Genomic DNA, 15,279 nt, shown 5'->3' with positions numbered 1-15,279 from the left:
GGTAGGGAGGGTGGGGCTCGAACCCACGACCCAAGGATTATGAGTCCTCTGCTCTGACCGGCTGAGCTACCTCCCCGTCGCGGTCCGAGCGTACAAGTCCGGGCGGTCCCGCCATGAAGAAGGCCCGGTTCTCGCTCGCGTGCGAACGAAAACCGGGCCTGTCCCGCTCCCCCGATTGGACTCGAACCAATAACCCTTCGATTAACAGTCGAATGCTCTGCCAATTGAGCTACGGGGGATCGGCTCCCCATGAGGAGCACGACGAGTAACTCTAGCAAGTCCCTCACGCAGACGCGAAAGGCCCCTCCCCTCTCGATCGCGCACCTGCCACCGCGTGAGTCCGAGCCGGTCGGCGACCTCCTGGATCGTCAGTCCGACCCCGTCCTCGCAGAGCAGGCCGAACCGCAGTCCGACCACCGCGGCGAGGTCGGCGGGCAGCCGATCCAGCAGGTCCGTGTCCACCGAGGCCGGCTCACGCGGCTCGCTGACGGTGACGGGCGGGGCGGGCGTCATGGCCCGGGCGATCCACGCCCAGGCGTAGGTGGCCAGGCGCGTCCCCCGGTCGGGATCGAAGCGGTCGACGGCCTGGATCAGACCCTCGACCCCCGCCGCGACCGCCTCGTCGAGGTCGTCGCCGCGGTGGCCCAGTCGCAGCGCGTGCAGGGCGACATTGCGCAGACCCGCGCAGATCAGCTCCTCGCGTGCGTCACGGTCGCCATCGGCCGCGGCACGGGCCAGCAGCCGTTCGGCATCGGGTGGGATCGGGACCTGGGCCAGGGCGAAGGAGACGAAGGGCGACACGCCTCCCACTCTCGGACGTGCGGACACGCGGGCACAGCGTCGTCGCGCCGGGTGTGGACGGCTGCGACGTCGCCCACAGGCAGCGGCTCAGGAGCCGACGGCGCCCAGGGCCCGCTCGCGCACGCCGCGGCGGCGCTGCTCGAGAGCGACCAGCTGGCCGAAGACCTCCTGGTACTCCGGAGCGGTCGGATCGGTGCGCTGCAGGCGCGACTTCACGTCGCCGATCTGACGCGAGATGGCCAACTCCTGGAGGTGGGCCAGGACGGCCGGCACGACGGTGACCGCGGTCTGCTCGGAGGCGTGCAGCGGCTCGACCGCGGCCACCCCCAGCACCCGGCGCAGGTCGTCGCCGGGCAGCGAGTCGGCCACCGCCGGCAGCCATCCGGCGTCGGCGTGGTCGGGCAGGCCGCGGGCCACCATGTGGCGCCAGATCTCACGCGCCACGGGGTGCACGAAGTCGTCGTCCGTCAGGTCGGCCGCGACCGTCCGTGCGACATGGGGGTACTGGGCCAGCGCCTTGAGCGCCTCGCGCTCGGCGGCGAACTGGGGCGCCCCGAAGCTGGCGAACACGGACGCCTCGGGACGGGCCGGCTCCGGCTCGGCGGCCGCGGCGGCGCGGGTCAGCTTGGGCGCGCTCGGCTTCTGGTTCTTCGCCTTGCGGTGCTCGGCGTGCACGAGGTCGATGTCGACGCCGGCGCGCGTGGCGATCTCGCGCAGGAACTCGTCGACCTTGGACGTGTCGCGGACGGCCGACGCGAGCCGGACGGCCTCGCGCACCGCGTCGATGCGCTGGTCGCCCCGGTCGAGGTCGTAGCGCTCGAGGGTGTTGTCCAGCACGAACCGGTACAGCGGGATGCGCGAGCCGATCAGCTCGCGGACGGCCTCGTCGCCCTCGGCCAGGCGCAGGTCGCAGGGATCCTTGCCGGTGCCCTCGACCGCGACGTAGGTCTGGCCCGTGAACTCCTCGTCGCCCTCGAACGCCTTGACCGCGGCCTTCTGGCCGGCCTCGTCGCCGTCGAACGTGAAGATGACCTCGCCGTGGAAGGCATCGTGGTCGAGCATGAGCCGGCGCAGCACGCGCGCGTGCCCCTCGCCGAAGGCCGTGCCACACGTGGCGACGGCCGTCAGGACGCCGGCCTGGTGGCAGGCCATCACGTCGGTGTAACCCTCGACCACCACGGCCTGGCTCTGCTTGCGGATCGGGTCGCGCGCCAGATCGATGCCGTAGAGGACCTGGGCCTTCTTGTAGATCGGCGTCTCGGAGGTGTTGACGTACTTGCCGCTCATGAAGTCGTCGTCGAACATCCGGCGAGCGCCGAAGCCGATGACCTCGCCCGAGATCTCCTTGATCGGCCACATCAGGCGACCCTGGAACGCGTCGAAGAGGCCGCGGGCGGACTTGCGGGCAAGGCCACCGATGACCAGCTCGTCCTCGGCGAAGCCCTTGCCTCGCAGGTGGTTCACGAGCGCCTGCCCGGACTTCGGCGCCCAGCCCATGCCGAAGAGCTCGGCCGCGGCCTGGTCGAACCCGCGGTCGGTGACGAGCTTGCGGCCCGGCGCCGCCTCGGGCGAGGACATGAGCTGCTCGGCGTAGAACCGCTCGGCCGCCTTGTGGGCCAGCAGCAGGCGCTGGCGCTGGCCGGGATCGCGCCGCGGGCCGGTGGGGGCGCCGGTCTCCTCGTAGCGCAGCTGGACGCCGTACTTGTCGGCCAGGCGCTCGACCGACTCCGCGAAGGTCAGGCCCTCGATCTCCATGAGGAACTTGATGGCGTCGCCGCCGACGCCGCAGCCGAAGCAGTGGTAGAAGCCCTGGGCCGGCCGCACGTTGAACGACGGTGACTTCTCGTCGTGGAAGGGACACAGGCCCTTGCGGGCGCCGCCGCCGGCGTTGCGGAGGGTGACGTACTGCTCGACGACCTCGTCGATCCGGACCCGCTCACGGACGAGTTGGATGTCCTCGTCCTTGATGCGTGCCATGGCGTGATCCTACGCGGCGGCGCCAGAGGCCGTGCCGGGTCGTGGCCTCATCCGAGCACGCGGCGGCCCCACGCGACCGCCGAGGCATCGGTCAGGCTGGCGACCTGGTCGACGATCACGCGCAGCCGGTGCGCGTCGTCCGGCGCGGCACGGAAGTCGGCGGCGAACTCGGGCTCCAGCTCGGCCTCCCCCACCTGCCGCAGGTGCGCCACGAGGGCGTGCAGCAGATCGCGCTGGTTCTCCAGATCCCGCACGCGCAGGTCGGCGCGCATGATGTGGTGCGCCGCGAGCGACTTCAGCACGTTGATCTCGTCGAGCGTCTCGGGCGGAACCTCCAGCTGGCCGTCGTAACGGACCAGCGGGCCGTGGCCCCACCGCTTGACGGTCGCCTCGTACGCGGCGCCGGCGAACCGGCCGATGAGGGCGCTCGTGAGGCTCTTGAGGACGGCCTGGGACGCCCGGTCGCCCGTGAACGGGCCCACGGGCCACTCGCCCATCGCGCGGAGCCTGGCGAGCGCCGCGTCGAGCCGGTCGTCGGTGGCCGTCGGGTCGTACCAGTCACGGGCGACGTGCCACGATCCCGGCGTGTCCAGGTCGCCCACGAGACTGAGCCACCCGCCGACGACGCCGTCCTCGACGTCGTGCACGGAGTACGCGATGTCATCGGAGAGGTCCATGACCTGCGCCTCGATGGTCAGCCGGCCCTGCGTGCCGAGCCACTCGAAGACCGGGACGTCGTCGTCGTAGACCCCGAACTTCACCGTGTCGCGCTCACCGCGGCGCCACGGGTACTTCACGCACGCGGCCAGCGTCGCCCGGGTCAGGTTGAGTCCGACGCTCTGCCCCTGCGGGCTGAACGTCTTGGCCTCGAGCCGGGTCAGGATGCGCAGGGTCTGCGCGTTGCCCTCGAAGCCGCCGATCGACGCGGCGACCTGGTCCAGCGCGATCTCGCCGTTGTGGCCGAACGGCGGATGCCCGAGGTCGTGCGCCAGCGCGGCGGAGTCGACGATCTCGGGGTCGCAGCCCAGACTCTTGCCCAGCTCTCGGGCCACCTGGGCCACCTCGAGCGAGTGGGTCAGGCGGTTGCGGACGAAGTCGTCGGTGCCGGCGCCCATGACCTGGGTCTTGCCGGCGAGGCGGCGCAGCGCGGACGAATGCACGATCCGCGCCCGGTCCCGCTCGAACGAGCTGCGCCCGGATCGCTTCGGCGGCTCGACCACGTACCGCTCGCGCGCCTCGTCGCCGTAGACACCGATGGACTCCGTCACGCCGTCACCCTAGCGAGCAGACAGGCATGCGAAGGTCACCAGCGACCGTTGCGCGGGCGCGGCTGGCACGTCGGGCAGCGGTAGGAGGAGCGGTTCATGAACGGCTCGCGCACGATCATGTCGCCGCAGCGCTCACACGCGCGGCCCTCCTGGCCGTAGGCGTGCAGCGAGCGGTCGAAGTAGCCGCTCTGGCCGTTGACGTTGACGTAGAGGGCGTCGAACGACGTGCCGCCCTGCTGCAGCGCCTCGGTCATGACGTCGCGCACGTGACCGATCAGCGCCGTCGCCTCGGCGATGCGCAGTCCCTTGGTGTTACGGGCGTAGTGCAGCGGCGTGCGCCACAGGGCCTCGTCCGCGTAGATGTTGCCGACGCCCGAGACGAGCCCCTGGTCGAGCAGCGCCCGCTTCACCCCGGTCTGGCGGCGGCGCAGCCGCGCGACGAAGGCGGCGTCGTCGAACGCGGGATCGAGCGGGTCCAGGGCGATGTGCGCGATCTCGGTGGGCGGGTCGGTCTCGCTGATCGACATGCCACCGAAGATGCGCTGATCGGCGAAGCGCAGCTGGCGGCCGTCGTCGAGGTCCAGGACGACCCGCAGGTGTCGATGTGCCGGGGCGTCGGCGTCGCTGATGAGCGCCTGTCCGCTCATGCCCAGGTGCATCAGCACGCTGGAGCCGTCGTCCAGGCTCAGCCACAGGTACTTGCCGCGTCGATGGGCCCCGTCGACGCGGCGCGACACCAGTCGCGCGACGAAGTCGGTGGGGCCGGCGCCGTGACGGCGGAGCGACCGGGAGTCGAGCACCTCGACCGAGGTGATCGTGCGGCCGACGACATGGTCGTCCAACCCGCGCCGGACGACTTCGACCTCAGGAAGTTCGGGCACCGTTGCTCTCGGCGCTGCCGGAAGCACGCGCATCGGCGTCGGCGTCGCTGTTGATCGCCCGCCAGGCGATCTCGGCGACCATCTGCTCGGCGTCCTTCTTGGACCGGCCCGTGCCGCCGTCGAACCGCAGGTCGTTCAGCAGGACCGAGGCGGTGAAGGTCTTGTCGTGATCGGGGCCGGTGCCCTCGAGCACGTACACGGGGACCCCGAGCCCGTGCAGGGCCGAGATCTCCTGCAACGAGGTCTTCCAGTCCAACCCCGCGCCCATCGTGGCGGCGTCGGCGATCACCGGGTCGAAGATCGTGTGGATCACGTCCGCAGCGCGCTCGATGCCGAACTCGATGAAGATCGCGCCCAGCACGGCCTCCATCGCGTCGGAGAGGATGGAGGGCTTGTCGCGCCCTCCGGAGGCCTCTTCGCCGCGACCGAGGCGCAGGTGGTCGCCCAGCCCCAAGGTGCGCGCGACCTCGGCCAGTGCCTTGGCACTGACCACGGCCGCGCGCAGCTTGGCGAGCTGGCCCTCGGGCAGGTCGGGATGACCCCGGAACAGCGTCTCGGTCACGACCAGCCCGAGCACCGAGTCGCCCAGGAATTCCAGGCGCTCGTTGTTCGGGATCTGGCCGTTCTCGTACGAGTACGACCGGTGCGTCAGGGCGTGGGTCATCAACTCGGGATCCAGGTCAGGAACCCCGAGGGTCTCACTCAGTGCCGCGAGATCGGGCACGTCGTGGGTCAGAGGACCTGGCGACGCTCGCCACGGGCGCCGTACTGGCCGCACTCGGCGCAGGCGCGGTGAGAGATCACCTTGCCGTTGCATGCCGGGTTCGCGCAGTCGACAGTGGCAACAGCCGTCGTCTTCCAGGCTGAACGGCGGTGCCGGGTGTTGCTGCGCGACATCTTCCGCTTCGGGACGGCCACGATTACTCCTCAGGTCGTTCGGTCAGTTGGGTCAGCGTCGACCACCGGGGGTCGATCGCGTCACCGTGTGTGTGATCGGGATCATCCGCGAGCCGAGCCCCACAGTCGGGGCACAGTCCCGGACAGTCCGGGTCACACAACGGGTTGTGCGGCAGTGCGAGCACCACCGCGTCCCGCAGGACGGGCTCGAGGTCGAGCAGTTCGTCCTCGAGGGCCAGTTCGTCCTCGCCCGCGCCCTCGTAGAGGTAGAGCTCCTGGAAGTCGCAGTCGAAATCCTCTTCGACGTCCTTCAAGCAGCGCACACACTCGCCGGCGGCGTGGACCGAGGCGGTTCCGGTGGCGAGAACACCTTCCATCAGGGCCTCGAGCCGCAGCTCGAGATCGATAGACGATCCCTCGGGGACACCGAAGACCGGAAGACCGAGGTCCGCCGGTGCCTCGAGGACGAGCTCGAACGACTTCTCGGTCCCGACTTGTCGCCTCAACACCTGGGTGTCGAACACGAACGGTCCCGAAATCACGTCAAGCCCCTCATCGAATGCACTGAAAGAACCACGGCCCACACACGGGCCAGCGTCAATCGTACCCCGCGCCGCCGCGGCGATGCCAATCGCGGTCCCCTCGGCGCGCGAGCCGGACTGTCGGACCCGGCTGGGACCATCGGAAGGTGGACCAGCAGGCGGACGGAGACCGGATCGGATCGATCCTGCACGCCGACCTGGACGCCTTCTACGCCTCGGTCGAGCAGCGTGACGATCCCACCCTGCGGGGTCGCCCCGTCATCGTCGGCGGCGGGGTCGTCCTGGCCGGCTCGTACGAGGCGCGCGCCCGCGGGGTGCGCACCGCCATGGGCGGGCGGCAGGCGCTGCGCCTGTGCCCCGAGGCCGTCGTCGTCCGGCCGCGGTTCGAGGCGTACGTCGAGGCCAGCCGGGCCGTCTTCGAGATCTTCCGCGACACCACTCCCCTGGTCCAGGCGCTCTCGATCGACGAGGCGTTCCTCGACGTCTCGGGTCTACGACGCCTGCGCGGTCCCGCGCTGCCCATCGCCCGCGAGCTGCGCCGTCGGGTCCAGGCCGAGGTGGGGCTGCCGATCTCGGTCGGCATCGCCCGCACGCCGTACCTGGCCAAGGTCGCCAGCGCCCTGGCCAAGCCCGACGGGCTGCTCGTCGTCCCCACCGACGGCGAGCTGCGGTTCCTGCACGCCCTGCCTGTCGAGCGGCTGTGGGGCGTCGGCGACGTCACGGCCGCCAAGCTGCACGCGGCACGACTGCGCCGCGTCGCCGACGTCGCCCGCCTCAGCCCCGCCGAGCTGTCGGCCATCGTCGGCCGGGCCGCCGGCCATCACCTGCACGCCTTGGCCACCGGACACGACCCGCGCCGCGCCGAGACAGGCACGCGCCGCCGGTCGATCGGCGCCCAGCACGCCCTGGGCGGACGCGGCACGTTCGCCGAGGCCGACCTCGCGCTGCTGGCCCTGTGCGACAAGGTCGGTCGGCGCCTGCGGCGTGCCGGACGCACCGCGGGCACCGTGACGGTCCGGTTCCGGTTCGGCGACTACCGCCGTTCGACCTCGTCACGCACGCTGCCCCGGCCCACCGAGAGCACCACGGCCGTCTCGGACGTCGCGCGCGGGCTGCTGCTGGCGCGCCGCGACGAGATCGAGCGCGACCAGATCACGCTCGTCGGGGTCGCGCTGTCGGGCCTGGACGACGAGGGCGTCCAGCTGGCCCTGCCGCTGGACGGCGAGGCCGATCCGGCGCTCGACCGCACGCTCGACCAGGTGGCCGAGCGGTTCGGGAACACCGCCGTGCGCCGCGGCAGTCACCTGGACCGCAGCTGGGAGCCACGCTCGCCCGTGCAGTGAGCCGGGGTCAGTGACCGAAGACCTCGTCGAGGGCGTTCATGACCTGCTTAGGCACCAGGCCGGTCACGTCGCCACCGTGCTTGGCGACCTCCTTGACCAGGCTCGAGGCGATGAACATGTAGTCGGGCGAGGTGGGGATGAACACCGTGTCGATGCCCGTGAGGTTGCCGTTCATCTGCGCCATCTGCAGCTCGTAGTCGAAGTCCGAGACCGCCCGCAGGCCCTTGACGATCGCCTGGACGTCGTTCTGGGCGCAGTAGTCGACCAGCAGACCCGAGTACGAGTCGATCGTGACGTTCTCGAGCTCGTCGGTGGCGTCGGCGATCAGCTCGATCCGGCGCTCGATCGGGAACAGGCCCGATTTGCTCTCGTTGACCAGGACCACGACGACGACCTCGTCGAACAGGAACGAGGCCCGCTCGATGATGTCGAGGTGGCCATTGGTCACCGGGTCGAAGGAGCCGGGGCACACCACGCGCGTCATGTCAGTGACCGTACCAAAGGCGGGTGTCGCCGTACGCCTTGTCCCGCAGACCCTCGAAGCCGTCCGGCCAGTCGAACGGGTCGCGCTTGGCGCGTTCGACCACGACCACCGCGTCCGGATCCAGGGCCGGGCGCAGTGCCGTGAGGAGCGCCTCGACCTCGGCGCTCGGCACCGCGTACGGCGGGTCGAGGAACACCAGGTCCCAGGGGCCGGACTCCTCGTCGACGAACCGTTGCGCCGTGACGGCGTGGACCTCGGCCGGCGCGCCGAGCTCCTTGACGTTGCGCTGGATCGTGCGAGCGGCCTTCGCGTGGGACTCGACCAGATCGGCGTGGACGGCACCGCGGGACAGCGCCTCCAGGCCCAGCGCTCCGGAGCCGGCGTACAGGTCCAGCACGCGCAGGCCGTCGAATCCGCCGAGCAGCGAGTTGAGGGACGCGAACATCGACTCGCGCACCCGGTCGGACGTGGGACGTGTGCCGTCGCCCGTGGGCACGGTCAGCCTGCGGCCGCCCCAGCGGCCCGCGATGATCCTCGTCATGCTCTCTCCAGGTAGTCGGCGCGCTCGGACTCCTCGAGCCGCCTGATCGATGCCTCCAGGTCGGGTGGGACGTCGCCCGAGGCCAGGGTCGCCACGGCGGCGTCACGCGCGGAGACGATGACCTGCTCGTCGCGCACCACCGACAACAGTTTCAGGCTGGACCGGACGCCGGACTGGCGCGCGCCCAGCACATCGCCCTCGCGCCGCAGTTCTGCGTCCAGCCGCGAGAGCTCGAAGCCGTCCGTGCTGGCCGCGACGGCCGACAGTCGCTCGCGCGCGGGGGTGCCGGCGGGCGAACCGGTGACCAGTAGGCACAGGCCGGGCTCGGAGCCTCGTCCCACGCGTCCGCGCAGCTGGTGCAGCTGCGAGACGCCGAAGCGGTCGGCGTCCATCACGATCATCATCGTGGCGTTCGGCACGTCGACGCCGACCTCGACGACGGTCGTGGCGACGAGCACGTCGAGGTCGCCCGCGGCGAAGGCGGACATCACGACGTCCTTCTCGTCGGCCGGCATCCGGCCGTGCAGGCGGCCCAGGCGCAGCCCGGCCAGCGGGCCCTGCTCGAGCGCCTCCGCGAGCTCGACCAGCCCGACGGTGGGACGCTTCTCGTCCTCGCCGTCGTCCGGCGGTGGGGTGTCCTCGTCCGCGACGGCCTCGCCGATCCGGGACACGACCACGTAGGCCTGGCGGCCGCGACCGACCTCCTCGTGGACGCGCTGCCAGGCGCGCTCGAGCCACGCCGGCTGCTCGGCCACGGGCACGACGTTGGTCTGGATCGGCTGACGTCCGGCCGGCAGCTCGCGGAGGGTCGACACCTCGAGGTCGCCGAACACCGTCATCGCGATGGTGCGCGGGATCGGGGTCGCCGTCATCACCAGCACATGGGGGCTGACCCCGTCGGCGGCGGCCGCCCGGTCCGAGAGCACCGACCGCTGCTCGACGCCGAACCGGTGCTGCTCGTCGATGACGACGAGCCCCAGGTCGGCGAATTGCACGGTCTCCTCCAGCAGCGCATGGGTGCCGATGACGATCCCGGCCTCGCCCGAGACGATGTCCAGCAGTGCCTGCTGGCGGGCCTTCGCGCCCATCGATCCGGTCAGCAACCGCACGCGGGTGGCCTCGTCCGCGCCGCCGAGCATGCCGCCCTTGGCGAGGTCGCCTAGCATCCGCTCGATGCTGCGGTGGTGCTGGGTGGCCAGGACCTCGGTGGGCGCCAGCAGGGCGGCCTGGCCGCCGGAGTCGACCACCTGCAGCATCGCCAGCAGCGCCACGATCGTCTTGCCCGAGCCGACCTCGCCCTGCAGGAGCCGGTGCATCGGATGGGCCGCGGAGAGGTCCTGGTCGATCTCGGCGGCGACCTTGGCCTGCCCCTCGGTCAGGGTGAACGGGAGTCGCTCCTCGAAGGCCACGCGGATGCCGTCGCCGCGACCGGGACGCGGGAGGGCCCGGCGTTGCTGGGTGTCGAGCCGGCGGCGGGCGAAGACCGCCTGCACCTCGAACGCCTCCTCGAAGCGCAACCGGGTCTGGGCGAACACCCAGTCCGTCCGCTTGCGCGGCCGGTGGATGTACTCGTAGGCCGTCGGCGCGTCGAGCAGGCCGCGCTCGCTGCGGACCTGCGCGGGGATGGGCTCGGGGAACGTGTCGACGACGTCGAGGGCCAGGTGCACCGAGCGCTCGACGTCCCACGAGGTCAGGCCCGAGCCGGCCGGATAGATCGGCAGCGCCGTGCCGCCGCGGCCCAGGTCGGCCAGCGTCTTGCCCGGGGGCAGCTCGCGCATCTGCGGCGAGGCCAGCTGCAGCCGGCCCTGGTAGACCGAGACCTCGCCCGAGAGCAGCTGCTGGCTGCCCACCGGCGTCTTGGCGATGGCGAACTGGTTGAAGAAGACGGCCTCCATCGTCGAGCTGCCGTCCGACAGCGTCACGACGACCCGGAACTTGCGCGGGTTGTTGCGGAAGGACAGCTTCTTGACGTCGAGGACGGTCGCCACGAAAGCCACGATCTGGCCGGGCTCGAGATCGTCGAACGAGTCGGCGTGCTCCAGGTCGATGTACCGGCGCGGGAAGTGGCGCAGCAGGTCGCCGACGGTGCGGTGTCCGAACGCCTTCTCGAGCTTCTTGGCCGAGTCGCCCACGACCTTGGACAGGCGGGTGTCGAAGTCGATCACGAGGTCACTCCACCGCCAGGAACAGCGAGTAGGTGCCCTGGTCGCCCTCGAGGACCTCGACGTCGACGTGGGGCGCGTCGCGGCGGACCCGGGCGGCGAGCTCGTCGCTGACCTGCGGCTCGCAGTCACGGCCCAGGACCAACGTGACCATCTCGGCGGTGGCCAGGTCGAGGCGTTGGAGGATCTCGTACGCCACGTCGGCCTGCGAGGCGCCGATGATCGCGAAGTCGCCGTTGACGACGCCGAGCACGTCGCCGGCCCGGCAGGGTCCGGCCATGGTGATGCCGTCCTCGGCCGCGATCGTGATCGCGCCGTGCCGGGTCGCGCCCGCCGCGTTCGACATGGCGACCACGACGACGTCGAAGGGGCGCCCGGGATCGTGGACCGCCAGCGCGGTGAGCGCCTGGACCTGCACGGTCGTCGGCAGCACCGCCACCCGTGCGCCGCCGTCGCGAGCGGACGCCGCAGCCGCCTCGAACATCGCGATGTGGCCACTGCGGTTCGGCAGGCAGATCACCTCGTCGGCCTTGCTGTCGCGGATCGCCTCGGCCACGGTGGCGACGCTCAACGGCTCGTCGGGACCGAACAGCAGTGGGGTGCCGCCGGCGCGGCGCGTGAGGTCGGCCAGGCCCGGTCCGGTGACGGCACTGATGATGACGCGGCCGCCCGTGACCGGCGTGGCGCGGGCGATCTGGTCGGCGAAGTGGGTGACCGAGATCTGGAACGGGGAGCCGGCGCCGATGCCCGCCTCGATCGCCGCGCCGACGTCGTCGACGTGGACGTGGACGTTCCACAATCCCTCGCCCCCGACCACCACGAGGCAGTCACCCAGCGGCTCGAGCGCCTCGCGCAGCGCCGGGATCCGCTCGTCGGGGGTGCGCAGCAGGAACATGACCTCGTAGGCCGGGCCGTCCTCGTCCAGGTCCGAGCCCGGCTCGATGAGGGGCACCGGCACCGTGGCGGGCCGGGGCGACGGGACGCGACCGGTCAGCGCGAAGGCGACGGAGTCCAGCACCACCACGAGGGCTCGCCCACCCGCGTCGACGACGCCGGCCCGCGCGAGCTTCTCGAACTGCGTCGGCGTCAGCGCGAGGGCCTCGCGGGCGGCTCCGGCCGCCTCGTCGAACACGCGCTTGGGGTCGTCGTCGGTCGCTGCGGCCGCCCGGGCGGCCCGGGCGGCCGCAGCCGCCACGGTGAGGATCGTGCCCTCCTGAGGGCGGCCGACCGCGGCGTAGGCGGCGGCGGAGGCCGCGCCGAGCGCCTCGGCCACGTCGTCGGCGGACAGTCCGTCGACGCAGCCGCGCAGCACCCGCAGGCTGCCCCGGACCAGCTCGGCCAGGATCGTGCCGCAGTTGCCGCGCGCGCCCATCAGCAGACCCTCGGCGAAGGCCCGCATCGTCTCGAGCGGCGTCGCCTCGGCCGGGAGCGCATCGATCGCCTCGACCCCCGAGACGAACGTGAAGTACGCGTTCGTGCCGGTGTCGCTGTCCGGCACGGGGAAGACGTTGAGCGCGTCGATCTCGTCACGGGCGACGGCCAGGGACTCGGTGCACAGGCGGGCCCAGGCGCCGAAGCGCTCACTCTCGATCCGCAGGGCCATGGGGGTGAGCCTATCGAGGAGTGGCCGGGACTCGATTCGCGCTGGCCGTGTCGTGTCAGGTATGGTGGAGAGGTTGTATTTCCCCCGATCTAGTTCAGGAGTGGTCGCCGTGGCAGCCGTCTGCGATGTGTGCGGCAAGGGACCGGGCTTCGGCCATAACGTGTCTCACTCGCACCGACGTACCAAGCGTCGTTTCGATCCGAACATCCAGCGCGTCCGCGCCACCGTCGAGGGCACTCCGAAGCGGCTCAACGTCTGCACGGGTTGCCTCAAGGCTGGCAAGGTCTCGCGCTGAGCGTTCGGCACTTTTCATGACAACGGCGGCCCTCGGGCCGCCGTTGTCTATTCTCACGGGGTGACCCGAACCCATGCCTTCACCGACGACGTCCTCGCCGACCACGACGCCGTCGCCGTGGCCCAGCTCATCTCCTCGGGAGCCATCAGCGCCTCCGAGGCCCTCGAGGCCTCGCTCGCCCGCATCGATCGGGTCGATCCGACGCTGAACGCCATCGCGCACGACGACCGTGCGCGCGCCGCCGTCCGGGCCGAGGAGCCGCTCGCCGAGGGCGCCCCGTTCGCGGGCGTGCCGAGCCTGATCAAGAACAACACCGACTTCAAGGGCCTGCCCACCCAGCAGGGCTCGGCAGCCGTGCCCGCGACCCCCGCCGACTCCCACGAGGAGTTCACCGAGCAGTTCCTCGCGACCGGCGTCAACGTCGTCGCCGCCACCACGCTGCCGGCTTTCGGTCTGACCGCCTCGACCGAGTTCGTCGACCGCGAGCCCACCCGCAACCCGTGGGACCCCCGGTACTCGAGCGGCGCCTCCTCGGGCGGCTCTGCGGCGCTCGTCGCGGCCGGCGCGGTGCCGATCGCGCACGGCAACGACGGCGGCGGCTCGATCCGCATCCCCGCCGCCGCCTGCGGCTTGGTCGGGCTGAAGACGACCCGCAACCGCCTCGCGTCGGCCAAGGCGATGAAGGACGCGCCGCTGGACATCGTCGCCAACGGCGTGATGACCCGTAGCGTGCGCGACACGGCCGTGTTCCTGGCCGCCGCCGAGCGGTACCGCCCGGTCCCCCGCCTCCCGCGCGTCGGACTGGTCGAGGGACCCGCGAAGCGCCGGCTGCGGGTCGGTCTCGTCACCGCCACCCTGCACGGCGAGCAGTTGGACGAGGACAGCACGCGCGAGCTGCTCCGCGTCGCCGACCTCGTCTCGTCGCTGGGCCACGAGGTCGTCGACATGCCGATCCCGGTGGATCCGACCTTCGAGCGCCACTTCGTCCAGTACTGGCGCACCCTGGCCTTCTCGCTGGACTACACCGGCCGGTTCGTGGTGTCGCGCGACTTCGACCGCAGCAAGGTCGACCCGTTCACGCGCGGGCTCGCCCGGGCGTTCCTGCGCAACTTCTGGCGCACGCCCGGCGCGCTCGTCGCGTTGAAGCGCTCGGCCCGCCAGTACAGCGAGGTCTTCGCCGACTGGGACGTCGTCCTCAGCCCGACGCTGGGCCACAGGACGCCCGAGATCGGCTGGCTCGACCCCGGCGTGGAGTTCGAGGAGGCGTTCGCCCGGCTGCGCACCTACGTGGCCTACACGCCGCTCAACAACGCCTCGGGCGGTCCCGCGATCAGCCTGCCGCTGGGACGCACCTCGCAGGACCTGCCGCTGGGTCTGCACTTCTCGGCCGACCACGGCGACGAGCGCACGCTGCTGGAGCTGGCCTTCGAGCTCGAGGCGGCCTCGCCCTTCGCGCGGATCCAGGACTGACTCAGGTCCAGTGCCGGTGGCCGCGGCCGCCCTCCCACGGGGCCCCGGCGACCGTGACGCCCTCGCCCGACCGGACGACGCCGATCCGCGTCCACCCCTCGGGCAGGGTCGCGTCGGCCGGGAAGGTGGCGGCCAGGGCGTAGTCGTCGCCGCCGCTCAGGACGAAGCCCAGCGGGTCGACGCCGCCCAGCGCCCCGGCGACGGTCTGCACGGCGTCGAGGACCTCGAATGAGGTCGGGTCGACGTCGATCGCGACCTTGCTGGCTCGGGCGACGTGGCCGAGGTCGGCCAACAACCCGTCGCTGACGTCGATCATCGAGGTGGCGCCGGCGACGGCGGCCGCCGGACCCGCGGCGTAGGGCGGGTGCGGGGCGCGGTGCTCGTCCACGGCGGCCTTGGGCGAGCGGAAGCCCCGGCTGAGCGCGCCGTAGCCGGCCGAGGCCAGGCCGAGCGTGCCGGCGAACGCGACCTGGTCGCCGGGCTGGGCGCCCGACCGGGTGACAGGACGCTCGGCGTCACCGAGGGCGGTGATCGAGATGACCACCTGGTCGGCGGCCGACATGTCTCCGCCGACGATCCGCGCGCCGACCTTGGCGCACTCCTCGACCATGCCGCTGACGAGGTCGGTGACCCACGAGACCGGCGTGTCACCGGGCGCGGCGAACGCCACCAGCAGCGCGGTGGCCACCCCGCCCATCGCGTTGATGTCGGACAGGTTGGCCGCGACGGCCTTGCGTCCGATGTCGGTGGCCGTGGACCAGTCGCGACGGAAGTGCCGGCCCTCGATGAGGATGTCGGTCGCGGTGACGTAGGTGCCGTCCGCGGTCGCGATGTGCGCCGCGTCGTCCCCGGGCCCCACGAGCACGTAGTCGCTGGTGCCGAGCTGCTCCCGCACCAGGTCGATCAGCGCGAACTCGCCGACGTCGGCAATGGTCTGGTCGTTCTGTCGCTGGGTCACGGGGTCATTGTCTCAGCCCGGCGCACCCGTCCCGGGTGACTGCGATAGCGTGTCATG

The 15,279-nt window shown here is 71.7% G+C and carries 15 protein-coding genes and 2 tRNA genes; 3 read left to right on the top strand and 14 right to left on the bottom strand.

The annotated features are described in order from the left end of the window. Window positions 1-2: 2 nt before the first annotated feature. From H9L21_RS05340 to H9L21_RS05295, 9 genes are all read right to left on the bottom strand, one after another. Window positions 3-76 (bottom strand) — tRNA-Met (locus H9L21_RS05340). Between the two features lie 90 nt (window positions 77-166). Continuing rightward, window positions 167-239: transfer RNA gene (locus tag H9L21_RS05335), tRNA-Asn, on the bottom strand. Further along, window positions 202-801 carry a sigma factor gene (locus H9L21_RS15595; protein ID WP_369412454.1) on the bottom strand — a complete coding sequence of 200 codons (600 nt, stop codon included), beginning with the start codon at window positions 799-801 and terminating at the stop codon, window positions 202-204. Before H9L21_RS15595 ends, H9L21_RS05335 begins: the two co-directional genes overlap by 38 nt. Before the next feature lie 87 nt (window positions 802-888). Beyond that, window positions 889-2,778, bottom strand: coding sequence for a DNA primase (gene dnaG / locus H9L21_RS05320; protein WP_154595376.1), 1,890 nt, complete (start codon window positions 2,776-2,778; stop codon window positions 889-891). A 47-nt stretch (window positions 2,779-2,825) separates the two neighbouring features. After that, entirely contained in the window at window positions 2,826-4,046 is a 1,221-nt protein-coding gene (locus H9L21_RS05315) for a deoxyguanosinetriphosphate triphosphohydrolase (protein WP_255467346.1), read from the bottom strand. 35 nt (window positions 4,047-4,081) lie between these two features. Beyond that, window positions 4,082-4,927 carry a bifunctional DNA-formamidopyrimidine glycosylase/DNA-(apurinic or apyrimidinic site) lyase gene (mutM, locus tag H9L21_RS05310; RefSeq protein WP_187411820.1) on the bottom strand — a complete coding sequence of 282 codons (846 nt, stop codon included), beginning with the start codon at window positions 4,925-4,927 and terminating at the stop codon, window positions 4,082-4,084. Continuing rightward, on the bottom strand, window positions 4,911-5,591 hold the full coding sequence (gene rnc / locus H9L21_RS05305) for a ribonuclease III (RefSeq protein ID WP_230081291.1): 681 nt from the start codon (window positions 5,589-5,591) through the stop codon (window positions 4,911-4,913). The genes mutM and rnc overlap by 17 nt, the downstream gene beginning before the upstream one ends. A gap of 68 nt (window positions 5,592-5,659) precedes the next feature. Next, window positions 5,660-5,845, bottom strand: a complete 186-nt coding sequence (rpmF, locus tag H9L21_RS05300) for a 50S ribosomal protein L32 (RefSeq protein WP_078700579.1) — start codon at window positions 5,843-5,845, stop codon at window positions 5,660-5,662. Between the two features lie 2 nt (window positions 5,846-5,847). After that, window positions 5,848-6,348, bottom strand: a complete 501-nt coding sequence (locus H9L21_RS05295) for a YceD family protein (protein ID WP_187411819.1) — start codon at window positions 6,346-6,348, stop codon at window positions 5,848-5,850. 164 nt (window positions 6,349-6,512) lie between these two features. Here H9L21_RS05295 and dinB point away from each other — a divergent pair, with 164 nt between their 5' ends. Beyond that, window positions 6,513-7,709: a DNA polymerase IV gene (gene dinB / locus H9L21_RS05290; protein WP_255467344.1), complete on the top strand. Its 1,197-nt coding sequence runs from the start codon at window positions 6,513-6,515 to the stop codon at window positions 7,707-7,709. A gap of 7 nt (window positions 7,710-7,716) precedes the next feature. Here the strand turns inward: dinB and coaD are convergent, their stop codons facing one another. Genes coaD through H9L21_RS05270 form a run of 4 tightly spaced genes read right to left on the bottom strand, consistent with a single transcriptional unit; the run spans window position 7,717 to window position 12,499 of the window. Then, complete coding sequence (gene coaD / locus H9L21_RS05285; protein ID WP_154595379.1) at window positions 7,717-8,193, bottom strand: pantetheine-phosphate adenylyltransferase; 477 nt, start codon at window positions 8,191-8,193, stop codon at window positions 7,717-7,719. 1 nt (window position 8,194) lies between these two features. Further along, window positions 8,195-8,734: a 16S rRNA (guanine(966)-N(2))-methyltransferase RsmD gene (rsmD, locus tag H9L21_RS05280; protein WP_154595380.1), complete on the bottom strand. Its 540-nt coding sequence runs from the start codon at window positions 8,732-8,734 to the stop codon at window positions 8,195-8,197. Continuing rightward, entirely contained in the window at window positions 8,731-10,899 is a 2,169-nt protein-coding gene (locus H9L21_RS05275) for an ATP-dependent DNA helicase RecG (protein WP_187411818.1), read from the bottom strand. Before H9L21_RS05275 ends, rsmD begins: the two co-directional genes overlap by 4 nt. Before the next feature lie 4 nt (window positions 10,900-10,903). Continuing rightward, window positions 10,904-12,499: a DAK2 domain-containing protein gene (locus tag H9L21_RS05270; RefSeq protein ID WP_154595381.1), complete on the bottom strand. Its 1,596-nt coding sequence runs from the start codon at window positions 12,497-12,499 to the stop codon at window positions 10,904-10,906. Window positions 12,500-12,608: 109 nt separating this feature from the next. On the opposite strand from H9L21_RS05270, the gene rpmB reads away from it, so the two are divergent. Together rpmB and H9L21_RS05260 are read left to right on the top strand one after the other, a co-directional pair. Next, window positions 12,609-12,794: a 50S ribosomal protein L28 gene (gene rpmB, locus H9L21_RS05265; RefSeq protein ID WP_187411817.1), complete on the top strand. Its 186-nt coding sequence runs from the start codon at window positions 12,609-12,611 to the stop codon at window positions 12,792-12,794. Window positions 12,795-12,854: 60 nt separating this feature from the next. Continuing rightward, window positions 12,855-14,264: an amidase gene (locus H9L21_RS05260; protein ID WP_187411816.1), complete on the top strand. Its 1,410-nt coding sequence runs from the start codon at window positions 12,855-12,857 to the stop codon at window positions 14,262-14,264. A 1-nt stretch (window position 14,265) separates the two neighbouring features. On the opposite strand, the gene H9L21_RS05255 is transcribed toward H9L21_RS05260, so the two are convergent. Then, on the bottom strand, window positions 14,266-15,222 hold the full coding sequence (locus tag H9L21_RS05255) for a thiamine-phosphate kinase (protein WP_187411815.1): 957 nt from the start codon (window positions 15,220-15,222) through the stop codon (window positions 14,266-14,268). Between the last annotated feature and the right edge of the window lie 57 nt (window positions 15,223-15,279).

Source organism: Aeromicrobium senzhongii, from assembly GCF_014334735.1.
Taxonomy (GTDB): Bacteria; Actinomycetota; Actinomycetes; order Propionibacteriales; family Nocardioidaceae; genus Aeromicrobium; species Aeromicrobium senzhongii.
Note: the sequence above shows the minus strand (reverse complement) of the source record. Positions and strands in the feature narration are given on the sequence as shown.